Origin of the sequence: Rhizobium sp. BR 314 (genome assembly GCF_047445805.1) — a bacterium.
GTDB lineage: Bacteria > Pseudomonadota > Alphaproteobacteria > Rhizobiales > Rhizobiaceae > Rhizobium > Rhizobium lusitanum_B.
The window spans coordinates 310,392-332,433 of record NZ_JARWLA010000004.1 but is presented as its reverse complement, the minus strand read 5'-3'; the positions used below and the strand labels follow the sequence as shown (position 1 = coordinate 332,433).

Sequence of the window (22,042 nt, the reverse complement as noted above, 5' to 3'; positions counted from 1 at the left end):
CGGCGGACGCCGATAGCTGTAGCCACCGGATCGCGGCCCGTCAATTTTAACGGCTGTGTCCTGCAGGCGATTGCCATGGCGCTGCGGGAGTGCAAGAAGGCCCTTGATTTCTAGCCTCAGAGTTCCAGCCTTGCACGACATCACGCTTCAGATCCTGCTTCTGCTCTTTGCCACCGCTTTCTTTGCCGGTTTCGTCGACTCCATCGCAGGCGGCGGCGGGTTGGTGACCGTGCCCGCCATGTTGCTCGCAGGCATACCGCCGCTGCAGACGCTCGGCACCAACAAGGTGCAATCGATCTTCGGCTCCGCCTCGGCGACCATCGCCTATGCGCGGCAGGGACATGTGCACCTTCACGAACAATTGCCCATGGCGCTGATGGCCGTCATCGGCGGCATGTTCGGCGCGATGCTGGCAACGGTCATGCCAAGTGAAGTGCTGCGTATCATCCTGCCGTTCCTGCTGATCGCAATCGCACTCTATTTCGCCGTAAAACCCAATCTGGGCGACGTCGAAAAACACAGGCGCATGAGCGCGGGGCTCTTTGGCGTTACCTTCGTGCCGCTGATCGGTTTCTACGACGGCGCCTTCGGGCCGGGCACGGGCTCGTTCCTGATGCTCGCCTTCGTGACGCTCGCCGGCTTCGGGCTGCTGAAAGCGACCGCGCATACGAAGCTGCTCAATTTCGGCTCGAACCTCGGCAGCCTGATCGTCTTCATCTTCTCCGGCGCTATTCTTTGGAAGGTCGGACTGACCATGGGCGTCGGTCAGTTTCTGGGCGCCCAGGTCGGCTCGCGGCTTGCGATGCGCATCGGCGCAAAGCTGATCAAGCCGCTGCTGGTCGTCGTCTGCATCGCCTTTGCCGTCAAGCTTCTGGCGGATCCCGCCCATCCCGTGCGCATCTGGCTTGGGCTCTAAGAAACAGGCTTTTGATTACCTCCGACGTAATTGATACTACTTCGGTACGCGCCGATGATCGCCCTGCCTGAACGGTTCAGGCGATCCAAAGGAGTTGACCGATGACTGATGTAAACGCCATTGCCGACCGCTATATCGCCATCTGGAACGAGGCCGATGCCGAGCGCCGGCGTGCGCTCATTGCCGAGGCCTGGACGGAAAACTGCAGCTATGTCGACCCGATGATGCGTGCCGACAACCGGGAACAGATCCACGCGTTGGTCACTGCCGCTCACGACCGCTTCCCCGGCTTCCGCTTCACCCTGATCACGGATGGTGATCGTCACGGCGACAATCTCCGCTTCTCCTGGGGCTTCGGTCCGGCCGATGCCGAGCCGCTGATCAAGGGCACGGATTTTGCCATCCTGGAAGGGGATCGGCTGAAGTCGGTTCACGGCTTCATCGATCAGTTACCGGCCGCCGCATGATGAGCCCCGCCCGCTCTCTCGGCGATCATCTGCGCGAATGGCGGCGGCGACGCCGCCTGAGCCAGCTCGAGTTCGCCCTCGAAGCCGATATCTCGCAGCGACATCTAAGCTTCATCGAGAGCGGGCGCTCGCTTCCAAGCCGGGAAATGCTGATGCATCTCGCAGAAAGATTGGGCATCCCGTTGCGCGAGCGCAACCCGATGCTTCTCGCGGCGGGGTTCGCTCCGGTCTTTCGCGAACGCAAGCTGGACGATCCCGCCCTCGCTCCGGCGCGGCAAGCGATCGACCTCATTCTGAAGGGACATGAGCCCTTCCCGGCACTCGCCGTCGACCGACACTGGACGCTTATCGCGGCCAATGCTGCCGTCTCGCCGCTGCTTGCCGGTGTCGTCGATACCTCGCTGACCGAGGGGCAGATCAACGTCCTTCGGCTCAGCCTGCATCCGCAAGGCCTTGCGCCCAGAATCGCCAATCTCTTCGAATGGCGGGCGCATCTGCTGGAACGCCTGCGTCAGCAGATCGCCGCCACGGGTGACCCGGAGCTGATAAAACTGCTGGAGGAGTTGTCCGCCTACCCAGCACCAGCGGCGCATCGATCAAACACCCCGGAGCGAGACTTCGCAGGTATTGCAGTGCCGCTTGAGCTTATCACCGGGGCGGGACAGCTTTCTTTCCTCTCGACGACGACGGTCTTCGGAACGCCCGTCGACGTGACGCTGTCGGAACTCGCGATCGAATCCTTCTTCCCGGCAAACCCGCAGACGGCGGAAGCGCTAAGGACGATGCTGCCGGGCCGCTGAAAGCCCGGCCGACAATCAAAATTCGACGCCCGGCTGGCCCTTGATACCCGAGCGGAAAGGATGCTTGATCAGTTCCATCTCGGTGACGAGATCGGCAATCTCGATCAGCTCTTCCTTGGCGTTGCGACCTGTCAAGACCACATGCGTCATATAGGGCTTTTCATTCTTGAGGAATTCCAGCACCTCGTTGATATCGAGATAGTCGTAGCGAAGCGCGATGTTGATCTCATCGAGCAGAACCATCGAATTCCGCTCGTCGCGGATCAGTTCCTTGGCCTTTTCCCAGGCGGCAGAGGCAGCCGCGACGTCGCGGGCACGATCCTGCGTCTCCCAGGTGAAACCCTCGCCCATCGTATGGAACTGGCAGAGATCGGAGAAGTGCTTCTCGATCAGGTCGCGCTCGCCGGTCCACATGGCGCCCTTGATGAATTGCACGACGGCGCTCAGCTTTCCATGGGCGATGTGACGGAAGATCATGCCGAAAGCGGAAGAGGATTTTCCCTTGCCCTTGCCGGTATGGACGATGATCAAGCCCTTCTCGTCGGTCTTGGTCGCCATGATCTTGTCGCGCGCTGCCTTCTTCTTGGCCATCTTGTCGGCATGACGCGCGTCGTCGTTCCTCGGTGCGTCCGCGCCGGTTTCGGCCAGTTCGTCACTCATTATAGTCTCCCGGATATGATTGATTTTTGTGCCAGTGGGCCGCTGCGCCAAAGATAGAGCGCGACAAGCGGCTCGTCTTCCGTCCGCATGGCATGGCGAATATTCGAAGGGTGATGGATGATCCCGCCCGACCAGTGCGGCAGGAATGGCTGACCATCCTTGCTCCATAGGGAGCCATCGGTCAGCGGGATGTAGATTTCCTCTGCCGTATGATGATGGTCGGGATAGTGCACGCCAGGGCCGAGCAAGAGAAAGCCACCGGCCATCTCCGCACTTGCGAAATGCCCGCGTGTGCCGAAGAGCTCGACCCAGCCGTACCTCTGCAGGAAGTCGCTGCCGAAATCGGTGATGCTGTAGGTCTGAGCCCAATGAAGCATATCAGCCGCCTGCAAGAGCCGATCGAATAATGCCCCTTCCGCTCCATTCCCTGCCAGGTGGATCTCGCGAAGACTGCGGACGACAGGCAGATCATGCGAGGCAAGCGGCCGCTGCTCCATCGACCAGTCGAAATCCTCGATGAAATGCTTCAGCGTCAGGTCGCTGCGCGATAGAAGATAATCACGAAACGCAACCATAAGCTCGTCGACCGCACTCACGCCGCTACCTCTTTGCCATCCTTCAGGCTTTCCAGGTCGAATCTCGCCGAATTGCTTCTCGGCGTCCAGAGCTTGCGGTCGATCGCCTCCAGCAGACGCTCGCGCATGTCCCGAAGCGCTGCGGGATTCTTCTCAGCCATGAAATCGCGCACACGCTGATCGACGACAAAGGCCTGGTATACGGCTTCGAAGTGATGATTGCGGACCGCGCCCGTCGTCGCGGCAAAGGCGAAGAGATAGTCCACCGTTGCGGCAATCTCGAAGGCACCCTTGTAGCCGTGGCGCATGATGCCGTCGATCCACTTGGGATTAACGACGCGGCCACGCACCACTCGACCGATCTCTTCTTCGAGCGAGCGAATGACAGGCTTTTCTGGCCTTGAATGATCGTTGTGATAGATCGAGGGACGCGCCCCACCAAGCTGCTCGGCCGCTGCCGCCATGCCGCCCTCGAACTGATAATAATCGTCGCTGTCGAGCAGGTCGTGTTCGCGATTGTCCTGGTTCTGCACCACCGCCTGGATCGAGCGCAACCGCTCCTCGAAGACGCCGCGCTCCGCTCTGCCTTCCTCGCCGGCCCCATAGGCATAGCTGCCCCAGACGAGGTAGGCCTCGGCCAAATCGGCGCGCCGCTCCCAGCCCTTCTCATCGATGAGCGCCTGAAGGCCGGCACCATAGGCTCCGGGCTTGGAGCCGAAGATGCGATAGCCGGCCCGGCGGCTAGCGGAAGCCGTGTCGAGGCCAGCGGCTTCCAACCGCGCGATCTCGCCACGCATGCGCGCCGCAATGGGATTATCCGCCGCATCCTCATCAAGCATGCCGACGGCACGGATTGCCTTGTCGAACAGGGCGATCTGCTCGGGAAAAGCGTCACGGAAGAAGCCGGAGATTCGCAGCGTGACATCGACACGAGGCCGCCGCAGCATGGCAGGCGGAATGATCTCGTAGCCAGTGACACGACGCGAGGTCATATCCCATACGGGCTTGACGCCGATCAGCGCGAGCGCCTGTGCGACATCATCGCCGCCGGTGCGCATGTTCGAGGTTCCCCAGGCCGTCAGGCCGAAGGAGACCGGCCATTCGCCATGGTCCTGAACAAAGCGGCGGATGAGTAGCTCAGCGGATTTGCTGCCGAGCTCGTAGGCAGCTGGCGTCGGCACGGCGCGGCTATCGACCGAATAGAAATTCCGCCCCGTCGGCAGAACATCCGGCCGTCCACGCGTCGGCGCGCCGGAAGGTCCGGGCGGAACAAAACGGCCGTCGAGGCCTTTGAGCAGGGCGGAGATTTCCGCATCGCCGCAGGCGAGGATGGACGGCTGGAGCTTGGAGGCAATCTCGTTGAGAACCATGCGGGTGTTTGGCCAATCTTCAGGGCAAACTGCTTCGCCATCCACGAGTTTTGCGGCCAGAAGTTCGATGCGCTCGACGGTATCGCCCTGGGTGCGCCAGGGGTCGTCTGAGATGTCTTGAAGGATTGGGGCGCGCGGGCCGGTCCAATCGGCGGCCATGTCGCAGTCCAGCGGGTCGAATGGTTTGCGTGGCGAGATACCCTCCTCTGTCAGCTTCGCTGACATCTCCCCCATAAACGTATCCCGCGCAATCGCCCGCTGCAGGCTCTGATCACCACCCTCGCCCAGCCCGCGCGGCACCCGCGCCAGCGCCACCGTCAAATCCGTCAGCAACCGTCCGAACGGCGAAACGCCGAAAATGTGCAGGCCATCGCGGATCTGCATTTCCTTGAGATCGCAGAGATAGGCGTCGAGCTTGCGCAATGCCTCGTCTTCGCCCTCGCCCTTGGCGATGCCTGCATCCTGATCGAGGCCGATATCGGCAACGAGATCGAGGATCTGCTTGCGCAGGAGACGGATACGGCGCGGATCGCCACCTGAGGCTTCGTAATACTCGTCGACCAGCGCCTCCAGATCCTTCAGCGGACCATAGCTTTCGGCGCGTGTCAGCGGCGGCGTCAGGTGGTCGATGATGACGGCACTGGTGCGGCGCTTGGCCTGCGTACCCTCGCCGGGATCGTTGACGATGAAGGGATAGAGGTTCGGCAGCGGTCCGAGGATCGCTTCCGGATAGCAGCTTTCCGAAAGCGCCAGCGCCTTGCCCGGCAGCCATTCGAGATTGCCGTGCTTGCCCACGTGGATGACCGCATGGGCATCGAAGGAGCGGCGCAGGAAGGCATAGAAGGCCATATAGCCGTGCGGCGGGACGAGATCGGGAGAATGATAGCTCTCCTTCGGATCGATATTGTATCCGCGCGCCGGCTGGATGCCGACAAGCACCTCGCCGAAGCGGGCAAACGGCAGGGCAAAGCCGCCATGGAACGCGTAAGGGTCCGCCTCCGGCTTACCCCAGCGCGCAGTCATCTCATCCTGAATCTGCTTGGGAAGCGACGCAAAGAAATCCCTGTAGTGGCTAAAGGAAAGCGTCTCGCGAACAACGCGGCCATCATGCCCCGAATTTGTCGGGCCTTCCGCCAGGTGCCGCATCAACGCATCGCCATCGGCGGGCACATCGGCAACGCCATAGCCTGCCGTTTGCATCGCCTTTAGCACCTCGATCGTGCCGGCCGGCGTATCAAGCCCGACGCCGTTACCAAGGCGCCCATCGCGATTGGGATAATTCGCCATAACCAGCGCAACGCGGCGATCGCTGGGCGATGCATTGCGCAGCCGCGCCCAATTGGCGGCGAGCCGCGCCGTATAACGCACACGATCCTCAAGCGGTTCGCTGGCGACGATATTGGCCTCGACCCTTTCGTCATAGCGGGCGGCCGCCTTGAAGGACACGGCGCGGGCAAGAACGCGCCCGTCGACCTCGGGCAACGCCACGTTCATACCGAGATCGCGGGCCGAAAGCCCTTGAGATGATGCCCCCCAGGCTTCTTTCGAAGAAGCCGAGAAGATAGCCTGCAGAACGACGGCCTCGCCCGTCTCCAGTACCGTCGCCTGACGATCCGCGCCCGGCGCCGAAACGGCAAAGCCCGTGGCGTTGATGACCACGCCCGGCTTCAATTCGGTAAAGACACTCTCGAGAATGCCGACGGACACGGCATCCTTGAGACTATAGGCAAAGACCGGCAGAGGCCGCATGCCCTCAGCGACAAGCGCCTGCATCATGGCTTCGACAGGCTTTGTCTCACCGCTCTGGACCAGTGCGCGATAGAAGGAAATCGCGACCGTCGGGGGTTCGAGTCCTGCAGGGGCCGCCACCTCCGAAACGGAAACCCTCCTCCATTCCTCAACGCCGATCACACCTTTGCCCGGCCACCAAATGCCGGCCTTCATCAGCGGCACGGCAGGCATGGGCTTCTCGGCGCCTGATAGCATCGCCTCGGCGTAAGTGAGAAATTCCGTGGAATTCGCTTTGCCGCCCTCGATCAGATAGGACCAGAGCGCATTGAGATCATCGAGCGCAACATTGGAAAAAGGCGTCAGCCCCGGATCGGGCTTCGAATCCCCCGGCAGCACCGCAATCAAGGCACCCTGACGCGCCGCACAGGCATGCAGCGCCTCCAACGCGTAATGGAAGTAGCTTGCGCCTCCCAGCGCCCGCACGATGATCAGCTTCGCATGCCGGGCCGTCCTGTCGACATAGGTATCGACGGACATCGGATGCTTGAGGCTCATCAGGCTCGCAAGCCGAAGGGAGCGACCACCCTCGCCGTGCGCTGCGGCAATCGCCGCAAGCTCGGTGTCGGCGGCCGATAGAAAGAGGATATCGCCGGGCGATTGCCCGAGGTCGATCGCCTCCTCGCCGTCGCTGATCGTTCCCTTTTGAGCTAGGAGAAGGTGCATGGACTGACCTTAGACCAGCGCTTCGATCGCCTTGCGAACGATCGCCTCGTCCATCTCGTGCAGACCGATGACCACAAGCCGGGTTGCACGCGCTTCGCCCGGTGTCCAGGCGCGATCGAAGTAGGTATCGATACGGCTACCGACGGCCTGCAGCTGCAGGCGCATGGACTTGCCGGGGACATCGACGAAGCCCTTGAGGCGCAGCACGTCATGCTCGGCGATCACGCCCCTCAGCGCATCGACAAAGGCGGCCGGGTCGGCAATGGGGCCGAGTTCGACGACGAAGCTATCGAATTCGTCGTGGTCGTGCGGCGTGCCGTCCTCATGCTCCAGCTCGTGATGCGATTTGCGGTTGACGATATCGTCTTCCGTGCCGATGCCGAGGCCGAGCAATACGGCCGCCGGCACGTCGCCGTTCTTCGCTTCGATGATCGTCGGCTTGCGGGCGGTGCGCGAGGCGACCTCAGCACGGACGCGGCCGAGACCTTCACCGTCGATCAGATCGGTCTTGTTGAGCACGATGAGGTCGGCGCAGGTCAGCTGATCTTCGAACAGTTCTTCGATCGGGCTTTCGTGATCGAGCGAGTCATCCTCGATGCGGCGGGCTTCGACTGCGTCGTGATCGTCGGCAAAGCGACCAGCGGCAACGGCAGCGCTATCGACCACGGTGATCACGCCATCGACGGTAACGTGCGTACGGATATCAGGCCAGTTGAAGGCGGCGACCAACGGCTGCGGCAGCGCAAGGCCCGAGGTCTCGATGACGATGTGGTCCGGGCGCGAATCGCGCTCCAGAAGTTTCGTCATGGTCGGGATGAAATCGTCGGCGACAGTGCAGCAGATACAGCCGTTGGTCAGTTCGATGATATCGTCTTCGGTGCAGTTCTCTGCGCCACAGCCCTTCAGCACGTCGCCATCGACGCCGAGATCGCCGAATTCATTGATGATCAAGGCAATCTTCTTGCCCGCAGCATTCTGCAGGAGGTTGCGGATCATCGTCGTCTTGCCGGCTCCAAGAAAGCCGGTGATGACGGTGGCGGGAATCTTTTCCTGATTCATTATGGATTAACCCTTCATTTTCAGCGGCAAACCCGCTGCGATAAAATAGACTTCGGCACTTGCCGCCGCGACCATCTGGTGCAGACGGCCGGCATGATCGCGAAACTCGCGCGCCATGCGATTTTCCGGCACGATTCCAAGACCCACCTCGTTGGAGACGAGAACAAGCCGCGATCGCGTCTTTGGCAGGAATTCCGTGAGAGCAGCAAACTCCACCGCCATATCCCGCTCGGCCATCATCAGATTGGTAACCCAGAGCGTCAGGCAATCCACGAGTATTGCGCGCCCTTCAGCGTCGACAGCGGCAAGCTGCGCCACCAGATCGAGCGGCTCCTCATGTGTCCACCACAGGTCGCCGCGATCGGCACGATGCTGCGCGATGCGCTCGCGCATCTCATCGTCCCACGCCCGGCCTGTCGCCACGTAGTGACGTTCAAGCCCGGTGTCCACAATCAGGGATTCGGCGAATCTGGATTTGCCTGAGCGCGCCCCACCAAGAACGAAAACAGCCTGAGAAGTCGAAGAGGACATACGCTATTTCCGCCCGCGCACAACGGGGCGTGTCGGCAGCACGTGGCTGAAACTGGAAAAATGGCGTCTACACGCCGAAAACTCGTCTTGCGCCATGACAACCTCCGTGCTGGCAGCGGAACTCGCGTTCCCGAAACAGGCTTTTCGCCCGGCACGCCTGGCAGGTCTCCTGGCTCGCGGATAAGGCGCCGCGACGGGGGCGGACCGAAACCGGTCGCCCCCGATCGTGCGCCAGCGGGTCTTTCTCACCTTCCCGGCAATCCATCATGAAAAGGCGGACGATTCGTAGAATGAGAGGCGTCCAACCCCGGTTGATCATGATGCCACGCCAGTGGCTTTTCCGACTTGCGCCTACCCCGCCTCGTTCGCCCCATGCGAATCATCGACGAAATAGGCTTCAAACCGAACGAAAGACCCTGACCGCTCTACAGTCGCGGGGTCGGCTGTGATGAGAACGCCCGGATTGGGTCCGTCCCTTCACATTCCCTTTTCATCCCATGCGGCAGATCGCCGCCTAGGAACCATTCGTTATGGCGATCATGATTAGGCTCTCGCCCAGTTCGAGTCAATCAAGGGCGTCATTGCGACATTCTCCGCTTCACGCGCGAACTCGTAGCAAATTCCCCGGAGAGCAGCAGTCTTTTTGCCGCATTTCTTTGATGTTAGGAGTTTATAGAGGTTAAGCTCCCACATTCGAGTAGAATATATCGTCCGCTCCCCATGCTACAGAAATTTCAACCTCGCCGTCTTGGCGTCTTCTCGGTCCTATTCGATCTTGGTCGTTTCAGGGCATTGCTGCGCCGTGGCGAACTGGGGCTTGTTTTTGCCGGCGCATTGGCAGGTGTGACCTCAGGCTGTGCCGTGATTGCGATGAGCTACATCTCGCGCAAGCTGCATAGCCTCATTTACGGCATAACGGACTACGAGCGCCTCAGCTCGGCAGCCGTCGCAATTCCCGACAAGTCGGTACTGCTGATCGCGCCGATCGCCGGCGGCATCATTCTCGGGATTCTTCTCTACATATTGTCGCGCACGCGCAAAAAGCCCATGGTCGACCCGATCGAGGCCAATGCGCTGCATGGCGGCCGCATGTCGCTCACCGACAGTATCATCGTCGCCGTGCAGAACCTGATCTCCAACGGGTTCGGCGCCTCCGTCGGGCTTGAAGCTGGTTATACGCAGCTTGCCGCCGGCATCGCTTCGAAGTTCGGTTACAAGATGCAGATGCGCCGTGCGGATCTGCGCATGCTCGTCGGCTGCGGCGCGGCAGGCGCCATTGCTGCCGCATTCAATGCGCCGCTGACCGGCGCCTTCTACGCCTTCGAGCTGATCATCGGCAGCTATTCCATCCTGACACTGACACCGGTCGTCGTTTCGGCGTTGATCTCCACGATGATCGCCCGGCTGCTCGCGGGCGACGATTTCGCCATCGATATCGATCATTTTGGCGCGATCGTCCCGGCGGACTACCTTCCGGCCGTCCTGCTCGGCGCCTTCTGTGCCGGTATCGGCATCCTGATCATGCAGGGCGTCGCCTGGGTCGAGGAACTGGCGCGCAAGAGCGCCATCGCGATGCCCTTCCGCCCGGCCCTCGGCGGCCTGGTCGTCGGTCTGCTGGCGTTGATCTCGCCGCAGGTCCTGTCGGCCGGCCATGGAGCGTTGCATCTCAATCTGTCCACGGACGTAACGCTGGGCGCGCTCGTCGGGCTTTTCCTCCTCAAGTCGCTCGCGTCAGCCGTATCGATCGGCTCCGGCTTCAGAGGCGGCCTGTTCTTCGCCTCCTTGTTCATGGGCGCGTTGCTCGGCAAGATCTTCGCCTATTGTGCGCCCTATCTCGATCACGCGACTCTGACGCCTGCCGTCTACGCGGTGGTCGGCATGAGTTCGCTGGCTGTCGCCATCATCGGCGGCCCGCTAACCATGACGTTCCTGGCCTTGGAAATTACCGGCGACTTCCCGATTACCGCGCTGGTGCTGGCGGCAGTCATCACGTCGTCGCTCGTGGTGCGTACGACCTTCGGCTACTCCTTCGCGACGTGGCGCTTCCATCTGCGCGGCGAAAGCATCCGCAGCGCGCACGATGTCGGCTGGATCCGCAACCTCACCGTTGCCCGCATGATGCGCCCCGATGTTCACACCGGCAGCATCGACATGAGCATCGAGGAATTCCGCAAGAACTTCCCGATCGGCTCGGCCCAGCGCGTCATCCTGATCGACAAGAACGAGAAGTATTCCGGAATGGTTCTCGTGCCGGACGTTTATGCCAGCCCGATCGAAAAGGACGACGAAGAACACGGCCTTGCCGATTTCATCCGTTTTCGCAACGAGTTCCTGCAGCCGCAGATGAATGCCAAACAGGCCGCCGCGATGTTCGACCAGACCAAGAGTGAAGCGCTGGTAGTCGTCAACGACCTGATCGAGCGCAAGGTCATCGGTCTGCTGACGGAAAGCTATACGCTGCGGCGCTACAGCGAAGAACTCGATCGTCGTCGCCGCGAAGTTTCGGGCGAACTCTAGAGCAGGCCATCGACATCAGACTTAGTGAACGAGGCTATCCAGCCAGGCGGGGTCAAGTACTGTTTCAAGCTCCCGAGCAATATCGTCCAGCGCCGCATCGACGCTGGCCCGATAGTCCATGCGTTCGCCGGCGAGACCAAAGCTTGCCAGCAGCTTTGCCCGATAGGCGTCGCTGCCGAACAAACCGTGCAGATAGGTGCCCATCACGCGACCATCGGGCGATATGGCGCCATCGGGTCGCCCATCGATGACGGCCGACGGCCGCTCGCAGTCGCCTCCTGTCGTCACGCCGAGATGAATTTCATAGCCGGAGAGCGGAACATCGTACTCTTTGGAAACGGCAAGGCTGTTGCGCACCGTCTTTTCCGGCGCCATTTCCGTCTCGATATCAAGCAAGCCCAATCCAGGCGTTTCGGCAACCGTCCCCTCGATGCCGAGCGGATCATAGACCATCCGTCCAAGCATCTGATAGCCGCCGCAAATGCCAACAACGCGGCCGCCACGGCGCATATGCGCGGCAATATCGCGATCCCAGCCCTGTTCACGCAGGTCCAGCAGGTCACCGATCGTAGACTTCGAGCCCGGCAGTACCACGAGTGCCGCATCGGCAGGCAAACGCTCGCCGGGGCGCACAAAGACGAGATCGACATCGGGCTCGGCCCGCAGCGGATCGAGATCGTCGAAATTGGCAATGCGCGACAGCACGGGCACAGCAACCTTCAGCGCACCCGCTGAACGGCGTGCGAGCCGTTCCAGCACGACGGAATCCTCGGCAGGCAGGCGCGATGCCGCCTTGAGCCACGGCACGACGCCATGGCATTGCCAGCCCGTGAAGCCGCCGATCGCCTCGATGCCCTCTGCGAACAAGGATACATCGCCGCGAAACTTGTTGATGAGGTAGCCGCGGATCATGCGCCGGTCCTCTTCCGGCAGGATATGGTAGGTGCCGACCAGTGACGCGATGACGCCGCCGCGATCGATATCGCCGACCAGAACCACGGGCACGTTGGCGCGCGTCGCAAAACCCATATTGGCAATGTCGCCCCGCCGCAGATTGATTTCGGCCGGCGAACCCGCCCCTTCGACGATGACCAGATCGGTTCCCGCCCGCATGGTGGCAAAGCTCTCGAGCACGGCCCCAAGCAGCTGCGGCTTCAGCGCCTGATAATCCCTGCCCTTGGCATGCCCCCAGACCTTGCCCTGCACGATAATCTGGCTGCCGGTTTCCGATTGCGGCTTCAGCAGCACCGGGTTCATATGCACAGAAGACGGGACACGCGCAGCAAGTGACTGCAACCACTGGGCACGGCCGATCTCGCCGCCATCCTCAGCTACGGCTGCATTGTTGGACATGTTCTGAGGCTTGAATGGACGAACCCTTACGCCGCGATTGGCAAACAGGCGGCATAGTCCGGCGACCAATACCGTTTTTCCGACATCGGAGCCGGTTCCCTGCAGCATAATCGCCCTTGTCATTCCCCTGCGCTCCAAGATGGCGTGCCCCCCCTGAAAACCCGGCATTCTGCCTTGATTTCGCCGCGATCTTTAACGGCCAGATGCCATCTGCGCCAGGCAAAAATGCATCAGTCGTCATCATGCTCCATTTGCGACATCGGATGACGATTCCATCCGTTGTTAGTTATCCCGAAGAGGATTATTTCCATCGCGAAAAGATACAACGAAACGGGCCGCTGCTGCTCGGAGGAAACCCCAATGCTCTTCATCTTCAACAGACAGAATTCCATCCAGATCGCCTGGAATGGCAAGCTTCCGTCGCACCGTCCGGAAAGCCGCGTACAGCAGCTGGACACACGCTTTGGCACGATCGGCTTTATCCGCACCTACAACGTCGGCTAATACCGGGTCAAGCCGCAGCTCCTCAGCGCGAAAAGCCGCCATGCGCCCGCATCGGCGGCTTTATATTTTGTCGCTGCGGGAACGAAGCCGGCTGATTGGCCAATATTGGCACAGGCACGAAAGTGCATCGCGATCTCTAAGATTCGCTCGTCGCGCTTCCGGCCTTTTGATTTTGCCCATGGTGCAAGTCGCAACACCGCTCAAGACACCTGCGCAAGTTGCGTTAGAAGCGCGAAAACCGCGCGACCCGAAGATCAGCGCGGTTTGCCAAAAACGCCGGCTTCCTTGCACATACGCCGCAAGGTTCGCTTCCCCCGGTACGCAATACCTGATCCGGAGAAGCAGCGGTGTCCCCCGCCACGCATTGATTGATAAACCGACATCGTTACCGGACGGTTATTAAGTGCTTAACCAAGAGTGAATTTGAATTTTTTTTGAAAATTTTCCCATTGTCGTTATGAAATCGCAAACGACGCAAATGGAATAAAAAACGTCTTTCAGGGACGCGATATTTTAGGCTTATTTAATTTCATCCAGGCCGGATGGCTTTCACGGGGCTCGCATTGCCCATTTTGCAGCCGTGAATAGCAGAAAATAGGCTAATTCATAAGCTTATATCCGCTTCTCCAACAGGCACGATAAGTCCATCCCGCGGCCTGACTGTTGATTTCTTTCTTTAAATCCTTAGGCTGCCCGTTGTCGATGCAAAGAATGCCCAACCGCGACAGGGTTCCGCGGTCGCAAAAAGACTAAATGCACGACAGCAGCAAAGGGGACCGTGCGGGCGTCGTCAGCGGCGTATGAACGGTTGTGGTTGAACCACCGCTGACAGGGATCGACAGACATCATGCTTGCCTCTCATATCATGCATATGCCGCGCCGATATCCGCAACGTAACGAAAAATTGGGAGACATCATCAAATGAAGAAGCTTCTCGCTTCCGCCATCTTTGCATTTGGCGCCTATGCTTTGGCTGGCTCGGCGCACGCGGCATCATGCGGCGACGTATCGATCGCCGAGATGAACTGGGCCTCTGCCGGCGTCGCCGCTCAGGTCGATAAGATCATCCTTCAGAACGGCTACGGCTGTAACGTCACGCTGGTCACCGGCGATACGCAACCGACCTTCACTTCCATGAATGAAAAGGGCCAGCCCGACGTCGCGCCCGAGCTTTGGGTCAACGCCGTGCGAACGGCACTCGACAAGGCCGTATCCGAAGGTAGCCTGATCGAGGCAGCGCCGCTCCTCAGCGACGGCGGCGTCGAAGGTTGGTGGATTCCGAAATTCCTTGCCGACGCCCATCCCGACATCAAGACCGTTCAGGATGCGCTGAAGCATCCGGAACTCTTCCCTGCCCCTGAAGATTCCTCCAAGGGCGCGGTCTATAACTGCCCTGCAGGCTGGAACTGCCAGATCTCCACCGCCAACCTCTATAAGGCACTCGGCGCCGACAAGCTTGGCTTTACGCTGGTAGACACCGGTTCCGCTGCAGGCCTCGACGGTTCGATCGCCAACGCCTTCGAAAAGAAGAGCGGCTGGCTCGGCTACTACTGGGCACCGACGGCCATCCTCGGCAAGTACGAGATGGTACGTCTGAGCTTCAACGTGCCGCATGATAAGAAGGAGTGGGATGCCTGCACTGCGATCCAGGATTGCGCCAATCCGAAGGTAAACTCCTATCCCGTCTCTGACGTCTATACGGTCGTGACCAAGGCTTTCGCATCGAAGGCCGGCATCGCCATGGATTACATGAAGACCCGCAAGTGGGATAACGCCACCGTCGGCAAGGTTCTGGCCTGGATGACCGACAATCAGGGTACCAATGAGGACGGCGCCAAGTACTTCCTGAAGACCTACCCCGACATGTGGACCAAGTGGGTTTCGGCTGACGTCGCAACGAAGGTCAAGGCATCGCTCTGATCAGCACGAAAGCATAGGCGGCAGGCCTCCGCCTGTCGCCTATTTCATATTCGCTGGAGGCAACGACCGACGGACAGACGCGGTCGCAGGTCGCAACGAGCACAGATTGGCGCCGGCAAATGTAGTAGGAATTGAAAAGCAGCCTGCAGAACCGGTCGCAGCGCTGTAATACAGTTCGAACATGAAAGGCCACATGCTCGGACTGGACAGAACCGGATCAAGAAGGGGAAATACATGGCTATTCAATGTACGATCCTGCCGGACGTGCTTTGCAATTTTCCGGCAATAAACGAGTCGCTCATACGCGCCGCACGCAAGAATATTGATGATGGATTCAGGGCATCCGTGCGCGCCTACGGCAATCTCATCGACGCCATAGTGCAGCCGCTGCAATGGTTTCTGAATTATTTGGAGTGGCTTTTCACCAACACGCCTTGGTTCATTGTGCTTGTCGTCATGATGCTCGTCGTCTATGCCGCCAGCCGAAACCTCAAGATCGTCGCCGGCACCGCCATTTCCATGATTCTCATCGGAGTGTGCGGCCTTTGGGGCGACACGATGATAACGCTCGCAATGGTGACGGTCTGTACGCTCATCGCCGTCGTTATCGGCCTGCCGATCGGCATATTGATGGCCCGGTCCGACCGGCTGCAGTCGATCGTCAACCCGATCCTCGACATCATGCAGACCATGCCGAGCTTCGTCTATCTCATTCCCGTCGTCATGATCTTCGGCATCGGTAAGGTACCGGGTCTCATCGCCGTCGTCATCTATGCCATCCCGCCGATGATCCGGCTGACCAACCTCGGTATCCGTCTCGTCGACAGAGAAGTGCTTGAGGCTGCGGATGCCTTCGGTTCATCGAACCGACAGAAACTTTTCAACGTGCAGATTCCGCTCGCGCTGCCCACCATCATGGCCGGCATCAACCAAACTATCATGATGTCGCTCGCCATGGTCGTCGTCGCCTCCATGGTCGGTGTCGGTGGCCTCGGCAGGAATACGCTGGTGGCGATCAATAGCCAGTTCTTCACCGTGGGCTTCCTCAACGGTTTTGCGCTGGTCGCGATCGCCATCATTTTCGACCGCACGAGCCAAGCCTATGGCAGACGGCTCCAGAAGCACTCGGAGGTCATCCATGGCTAGTCACGCGATCCAGATCAAAAACCTCTACAAGATCTTCGGTCGCCATGGGCGCGACTGTGTCGATCTGGTCAAGGGCGGCATGGGCAAGGCGGAACTCAATGAGATACACGGCCACGTGCTCGGTCTGCAGGATATCAGCATCGATATGCCGGCCGGCGCGATCACCGTGGTCATGGGCCTGTCCGGATCCGGCAAGTCGACATTGATCCGCCATATCAACCGGCTGATCGATCCGACCGTTGGCGAAGTCCTCTATGACGGCGTCGACGTCTGCAAGATGAATGAGAATGCCCTGCGTGAATTCCGGCGCCACAAGACGGCGATGGTGTTTCAGAAATTCGCCTTGCTGCCTCACCGCACGGTTCTTGAAAACACCATCTACGGCCTGGACATTCAAGGCGTGGCACGCAGCGAAAGCGAAAAGAAGGGCCACTACTGGATCGAACGGGTCGGCCTCAAGGGCTTCGAACGGCACTATCCGAACCAGCTTTCCGGCGGCATGCAGCAGCGCGTCGGGCTGGCCCGCGCTTTGACCAACGATGCCGATATCCTACTGATGGACGAGGCCTACTCCGCGCTCGACCCGTTGATCCGCGTCGATATGCAGACCGTCCTGCTCGAGCTGCAAAAGGAGTTGAAAAAGACCGTCGTTTTCATCACCCACGATCTGGACGAGGCGCTACGCCTCGGCGACAAGATCGCGATCCTGCGCGACGGCAAGGTCGTGCAGCAGGGAAGTGGCCAGCAGATCGTGCTGCAGCCGGCCGACGACTACATCACCGCCTTCGTCAAGGAAGTGAACCGCGGTCGCATCATCCAGGCCCAGACCATCATGAAGCCTTTTGCCGGCGAACCCAGCGGTACGCGTGTCGCCGGTGACATGACGCTGGAAATCGTCGCCAAGCAGATAACCGAAGCGGGACAGACGGGAGCCACCGTCACCGATGCCGGCGGCAAGCCCATCGGCGCGATCGATCTGCAGAGCATTATCGCTGCCATGGTCACTCCCTCCACGCATCAAGCGGCGCAGATGGTAGCCGCATAGGCAAGCGCAGCTCTATCCGATCACCGAGAGCGCCCTCATCAGGCGCTCTCATTTCTAGCGGCGATCGGTCTTGCGTCGGGACAGCTCGCTCGTTGCGCCTGTCAGCAGATACGTCCATATTGACACCTCATACTTTTGCGCCTGCGTATCCCAAGAGATGTCATGCCGACCCCAGCCAATCCCCTCGTCGCTCTTCTTGCTGAAAAAGGCGTCCTGCTGGCCGACGGCGCAATGGGCACGAGCCTCTTCGCTTTGGGTCTAGAGCCCGGTCAAGCGCCCGAACTCTGGAACGAGTGGCACCCGGAACTGGTCGTAAAGCTGCATCGGGATTTTATCCGGGCCGGCGCCGACATCATTCTGACCAATAGCTTTGGCGGAACGCACCATCGCCTAAGGCTGCACCATGCGCAGGAACGCGTGCACGGCATCAACAAGATGGCAGCGGAAATCGCCCGTTCCGCCGCCGATGAAGCCGATCGCACGATTATAGTCGCCGGATCGGTAGGGCCGACCGGCGAACCGCTGATGCCAACAGGCGCATTGGCCTATGAAGACACCGTTTCTGCCTTTGTCGAGCAGATCGAGGGATTGCAAGCTGGCGGCGTCGATATCGTCTGGATGGAGACCATGTCGTCTCCCCACGAAATTCGGGCCGCCGCCGAAGCCGCCGTCAAGGTCGGCCTGCCATATATCTATACCGCTTCATTCCACGTCGGGGGTAGGACCATGGCGGGCCTGCATCCAGAGGACATTCACGGCATAGCGGCAGATATAGGCGAAGGCCCCCTCGCCGTCGGCGCAAATTGCGGTACAGGTCCCGCTGATACGCTAGCAAGCCTGCTGGTCATGACCGAGGCCAACCCATCGGCAACGGTGGCAGTCAAGAGCAATTGCGGCATCCCGGAATCTCGCGACGGCCAACTTCACTACCCCGGCACGCCACGGCTGATGGCTGACTATGCCAACCTTGCCCGGCACGCCGGCGCTAGGATCATCGGCGGCTGCTGCGGCACCTCTTGCAATCATCTGGCCGCCATGCGGCAAGCACTGGACGATTATCGGCTTGACCCTCGCCCCACGCTAGAGGCGATCATCGAACGGATCGGACCGCTAAGTTCCCCGGGGAAATAAGCCAAGCACAGCGTGCCAAAGCGCTGCAAACTCTACATATGCCGCCAGTGCCGGCGGAAAATTGCCGCCGGCTCACTGGAACGGCTCCGGCTCTCGGCGAGCCAGAGCACGCTCGTTCATGCGGAATGGATCACGCCGGCGAAAACACCGTGGACGTCACATCGACGAGCGGCTCTATCGGCTCGAACCAGTTTCCCCACTCGTCGGCATCCACCATCTTGAGTTCGTTGCCGTTACGAAGCGTCCACGCCCTGATACGACCGGCATGTTTCCACAGCAGTTCCTTATAGTTCGACACATGTTCGCCGCTGCGCGCGACAAGATGTACCTCGCAGAGAAACTCGGGGTGAAGCACTGTACGGCGCATATCGTCCGTCTCGTGATCGCAAGCGACGAAGATCACCGGATCTCGTTCACGTCCGCCCACGGCCAATATGAACTCCACCAAGCCATCAGCCTGGTCGGCATCGACAAGATAGATGATCGACGAGGCATCGGCTGCGTCCGAACGCAACAGTGAGACCGGATATGCCGATGAGGGAATATCATCCCGCTTCGTCGCGCTGTCATAGGCCAAACCGAAGCCCATGTTCGATTGACCGTAACTCGCAGGTCGCTGCCCTTCTATCGGCTGCAGCCAACGCTCTCTTCTCGGTACGATGTAGGCGGGAACGCCTTCAGCATGAAGGTATTCTGCGAAACGAGCATCAGCCGTCTTGCTGTCCTGAAAATCGCTCAGCTTCATCTTCACCATGCTGGAATGGAAAGCAGAGGCGTTGGTGCCGACCATATGGACCCGGCGACGACGCATCAAAGCCCGTTCCAATTCGACAACGACCCGTTCGTCGTGCGGGTAGTAGCCTCTGCTCGATTGCAGCATGATCGTGCCGCGAACACCGACTGCCACCAGACCGCGCGCTTGCGCTAGCTCGCCAATCATTCGCGCTACGAAATCGTCGGGATAGACGATGTCGTCATCGCAGGTGATGTAGACGGCATCCTCGACCTGCTCCAAGCCCCAGAACTTGCCGGCATCGCCGTAGCGAACACCGTCCATATCGATGAAATGCTGGATCTTGGGGTGCTCGGCAATGAAGAGCGGCGCTTGCGCGAAACCGTTCAGGTAGAGGTGGAGGCAATCGACTTGGGGCAACAGCGACACCACCGCTGCGCGCAGAGCAATTTCGTTGCCGGCAAAGCTCGCCATGCCGGCGACGATACGCTGCGTCGGCGGCAGCATCGTCAGATTGCGGGGATCGATCAAGTCGACTGCTCGGGTCGGAGCAGCGGCTTCCGAATGGACCGGCTCGAACAGATAGGTCGGAGTATCGTTGTAGAAGCGGATCTTCCGGTAGCCGAGTGGCCGGAGTACGGCTTCGACTGCCCCCAGGATCTCCCGCGTGGCGGCGCTGACAAGTAGCTTGGGCCGAGAGCGGGCGATGATCTCCTGCGCGCCGCGAAGCACGTCGGCTTCTGCCCCGCCGACATCGACCTTGATCAGATGCACTCGATGCTCCAAGAGGAGATCGTCAAGCTTAGCCATCTGGACGGCACCGTGCTCTCCTGGCTGGAAGTGCGCGTCTCCGAGATCGGCGGAATCCGCGCTCACGATCTCCCCCACACCCGGACCGGCGCCAAGAGCAAGCGGGCTAAGCTCGACAAGCCCGTTGATGCCGTTGAGCTCCACATTGGCCTGCAGTGTAGCGAACGCTGCAGGGTTCGGTTCAAAGGCAATCGTGCGGACACCAAGGACGGAGCCGAAGAAGAGCGTATGATTGCCGATATGTGCTCCAACGTCGACGATCAAGGCATCTTCCGGCAATGACGAACCGACATCCTCCAGCATGGCCCGCTCGTAGAAGGCGCTGTTCTGCACGATGATCCTTTGGATGTGATCGTTGAGGTCAGGAAGGTGGAACCGGACTGGATTCCGGTAACTGTTCACTTCACAGGCGATCGTGGCTTGCAGCGTCATCGCAGTTCTTTCCAACATGCAAAGGTTTAAGGGCAAGGACTTGTCGGGAATACATCGGCGGGTCGAAATGCCGTCAGCGACCGCCGACGACCAACAATCCACTGCCACCGATGGCATCAAGGCTGAACTTCAATCCCGCACTGACGCTGGCCCATCGTTCGGCCACCAGCGCCTCGGTTGCGCGGTCCTGCGCGAACAGGCAGAGACTGAACCCCAGAGGCGACAGATTATTCGCCAGCGCCGGCAAGGCCAGAAACGCACTCTCTACCGGATAGGGTGTATTCTGCAGATCCACTACGACCAGATCGAACTTGATACCTTCTGCGATCTGACGCGTATCGGGAAAGGTCGACGTAATTTCTTCGAAGCCCACCTGAGCGACTTCTGTCTCGATGATGGAAATACCCTCCGTCAGGCCGCTCGCGGTGAAACGCCCTTCCAGATCAGCGACGTCTTCCGGCGTCATGCACAGGCAGTTCAGACCGGCGCCGCGACCGGATAGCAACGATGCCAGCGCCAATGCAGAGCGCGGTGCTCCAATATGCAGAACATTCGGCCGCTCGCTTCTTCCGAATGCCGAGCGACGAAGCGCCCATATCTGGATCGGCGTCAGCAGATTGCGGCCAGCAACGCATTGAGCATCGAGCAAGTTCGGATAGTCGGCGGCAAGAATTCCACCTGCCACCGCCTGCCAGGCGTCCGCGCCACTGCCCACGGCGACGGTAGAAGCGGCGTCAGCTGTGCCACCATCGGCGAAAGCGGGTGCAACGACACGCCGCTGTATTGCCGATTTCAGCGGTCGCGTCAGCGGCAACGGCGGCTTGGTGAAAGCATGCTGTGCCGAACGCTGCTGCGCAGTGGAATTCAGGCCGCGCGAATGCGGGTCAAGATTGTGATGCGAGTAGGGATTGCTCGCGGTGTAGCAATGTGCGTTGACCGGCATGAATTCGTAGTGCCGCGTCTGATCGAGGATGGGCAATGCAAGAGCGATATCGCAGGCGGCCATGAACCACTGCCCGGCATCGTCCTTGAAATAGTCTTCGGGAATATTGGCAAGCAGGGACGCGCGAAAACTGAAGAGATGGCTGGTTTTCCAGCCTTGCCGGCGCGGCGACAGATTGGGATCGAGCGGACCATTGCCGCCAAGGCCACCGCCATCGGTGATGAAGTTCGTCCAGACGACGTCCTTGCCGTTCGCATAGCTGTACGACATCTGCTCGAGAATGTCGGCGATGATCAGCTGGTCGTCGCCGTCGAGGATGGCGACGAACTCGGCCATGTCAGCGCGGGGCCTCAAGTGCTCCCAAACGTTGCGCGATTTTCCGAGCTGCACATCATTGCGGATGAAGGTGTGCCGGTTTGGAAAAAGATCGTTCAGAAGGCCTGCGGCGATTATGCCCGTATCGTCCTTGGAGCAATCATCGACAAAAAGGACATGCAGCTCGTCGAGCGTCTGCCTCGAAAGACTAGCGAGGGATTGGCGGACATACATTTCGCAATCGCGCGCCGTCATGAAGATCAGCGCCTTCACCTCGTTTGCAGTATTTGTCATCAATGTTTCGAAGCCTCAATCCGACAATGTGCAGCCAGAGGATATGACATCCCCCTTTATCTTGATT

Annotated in this window: 17 protein-coding genes and 1 riboswitch; of the genes, 9 read left to right on the top strand and 8 right to left on the bottom strand. The window is 60.0% G+C overall.

What is annotated here, in order from left to right; genetic code table 11:
• The first annotated feature begins 130 nt into the window (after positions 1 to 130).
• From QD461_RS08645 to QD461_RS08635, 3 genes are all read left to right on the top strand, one after another.
• Positions 131 to 916: a TSUP family transporter gene (locus QD461_RS08645; RefSeq protein WP_414087356.1), complete on the top strand. Its 786-nt coding sequence runs from the start codon at positions 131 to 133 to the stop codon at positions 914 to 916.
• A gap of 101 nt (positions 917 to 1,017) precedes the next feature.
• Positions 1,018 to 1,383, top strand: coding sequence for a nuclear transport factor 2 family protein (locus tag QD461_RS08640; RefSeq protein WP_414087355.1), 366 nt, complete (start codon positions 1,018 to 1,020; stop codon positions 1,381 to 1,383).
• Positions 1,380 to 2,183 carry a helix-turn-helix domain-containing protein gene (locus QD461_RS08635; protein WP_414087354.1) on the top strand — a complete coding sequence of 268 codons (804 nt, stop codon included), beginning with the start codon at positions 1,380 to 1,382 and terminating at the stop codon, positions 2,181 to 2,183. Before QD461_RS08640 ends, QD461_RS08635 begins: the two co-directional genes overlap by 4 nt.
• Before the next feature lie 15 nt (positions 2,184 to 2,198).
• On the opposite strand, the gene cobO is transcribed toward QD461_RS08635, so the two are convergent.
• Genes cobO through cobU form a run of 5 tightly spaced genes read right to left on the bottom strand, consistent with a single transcriptional unit; the run spans position 2,199 to position 8,832 of the window.
• Complete coding sequence (cobO, locus tag QD461_RS08630; RefSeq protein WP_414087353.1) at positions 2,199 to 2,843, bottom strand: cob(I)yrinic acid a,c-diamide adenosyltransferase; 645 nt, start codon at positions 2,841 to 2,843, stop codon at positions 2,199 to 2,201.
• Positions 2,843 to 3,439: a dimethylsulfonioproprionate lyase family protein gene (locus tag QD461_RS08625; RefSeq protein WP_414087352.1), complete on the bottom strand. Its 597-nt coding sequence runs from the start codon at positions 3,437 to 3,439 to the stop codon at positions 2,843 to 2,845. Before QD461_RS08625 ends, cobO begins: the two co-directional genes overlap by 1 nt.
• Positions 3,436 to 7,242 carry a cobaltochelatase subunit CobN gene (gene cobN / locus QD461_RS08620; protein ID WP_414087351.1) on the bottom strand — a complete coding sequence of 1,269 codons (3,807 nt, stop codon included), beginning with the start codon at positions 7,240 to 7,242 and terminating at the stop codon, positions 3,436 to 3,438. Before cobN ends, QD461_RS08625 begins: the two co-directional genes overlap by 4 nt.
• A 9-nt stretch (positions 7,243 to 7,251) precedes the next feature.
• A complete protein-coding gene (gene cobW / locus QD461_RS08615; protein WP_414087350.1) occupies positions 7,252 to 8,301 on the bottom strand; it encodes a cobalamin biosynthesis protein CobW in 1,050 nt (349 codons plus the stop codon).
• A gap of 6 nt (positions 8,302 to 8,307) precedes the next feature.
• Entirely contained in the window at positions 8,308 to 8,832 is a 525-nt protein-coding gene (cobU, locus tag QD461_RS08610) for a bifunctional adenosylcobinamide kinase/adenosylcobinamide-phosphate guanylyltransferase (RefSeq protein WP_414087349.1), read from the bottom strand.
• Between the two features lie 141 nt (positions 8,833 to 8,973).
• Positions 8,974 to 9,373, bottom strand: a riboswitch (cobalamin riboswitch).
• Positions 9,374 to 9,552: 179 nt separating this feature from the next.
• Between cobU and QD461_RS08605 the strand changes: the two genes are divergently transcribed.
• Positions 9,553 to 11,349 (top strand): chloride channel protein, encoded by a 1,797-nt coding sequence (locus tag QD461_RS08605; RefSeq protein ID WP_414087348.1) that lies wholly within the window; start codon positions 9,553 to 9,555, stop codon positions 11,347 to 11,349.
• Positions 11,350 to 11,370: 21 nt separating this feature from the next.
• Here QD461_RS08605 and QD461_RS08600 read toward each other — a convergent pair whose 3' ends face one another.
• Entirely contained in the window at positions 11,371 to 12,825 is a 1,455-nt protein-coding gene (locus QD461_RS08600; RefSeq protein ID WP_414087347.1) for a cobyric acid synthase, read from the bottom strand.
• Positions 12,826 to 13,062: 237 nt separating this feature from the next.
• On the opposite strand from QD461_RS08600, the gene QD461_RS08595 reads away from it, so the two are divergent.
• From QD461_RS08595 to bmt, 5 genes are all read left to right on the top strand, one after another.
• Complete coding sequence (locus QD461_RS08595) at positions 13,063 to 13,206, top strand: hypothetical protein (RefSeq protein ID WP_414087346.1); 144 nt, start codon at positions 13,063 to 13,065, stop codon at positions 13,204 to 13,206.
• A gap of 921 nt (positions 13,207 to 14,127) precedes the next feature.
• On the top strand, positions 14,128 to 15,126 hold the full coding sequence (locus tag QD461_RS08590; protein WP_184703915.1) for an ABC transporter substrate-binding protein: 999 nt from the start codon (positions 14,128 to 14,130) through the stop codon (positions 15,124 to 15,126).
• A 234-nt stretch (positions 15,127 to 15,360) separates the two neighbouring features.
• On the top strand, positions 15,361 to 16,272 hold the full coding sequence (locus QD461_RS08585) for an ABC transporter permease (RefSeq protein WP_184703914.1): 912 nt from the start codon (positions 15,361 to 15,363) through the stop codon (positions 16,270 to 16,272).
• Positions 16,265 to 17,317, top strand: coding sequence for a quaternary amine ABC transporter ATP-binding protein (locus QD461_RS08580; RefSeq protein WP_414087345.1), 1,053 nt, complete (start codon positions 16,265 to 16,267; stop codon positions 17,315 to 17,317). The genes QD461_RS08585 and QD461_RS08580 overlap by 8 nt, the downstream gene beginning before the upstream one ends.
• Before the next feature lie 162 nt (positions 17,318 to 17,479).
• Positions 17,480 to 18,448 carry a betaine--homocysteine S-methyltransferase gene (gene bmt / locus QD461_RS08575; protein ID WP_414087344.1) on the top strand — a complete coding sequence of 323 codons (969 nt, stop codon included), beginning with the start codon at positions 17,480 to 17,482 and terminating at the stop codon, positions 18,446 to 18,448.
• A 130-nt stretch (positions 18,449 to 18,578) separates the two neighbouring features.
• Here bmt and QD461_RS08570 read toward each other — a convergent pair whose 3' ends face one another.
• Positions 18,579 to 20,423: an FkbM family methyltransferase gene (locus tag QD461_RS08570; protein ID WP_414087343.1), complete on the bottom strand. Its 1,845-nt coding sequence runs from the start codon at positions 20,421 to 20,423 to the stop codon at positions 18,579 to 18,581.
• Between the two features lie 73 nt (positions 20,424 to 20,496).
• Positions 20,497 to 21,975 carry a glycosyltransferase family 2 protein gene (locus tag QD461_RS08565; protein ID WP_414087342.1) on the bottom strand — a complete coding sequence of 493 codons (1,479 nt, stop codon included), beginning with the start codon at positions 21,973 to 21,975 and terminating at the stop codon, positions 20,497 to 20,499.
• Positions 21,976 to 22,042: the final 67 nt, after the last annotated feature.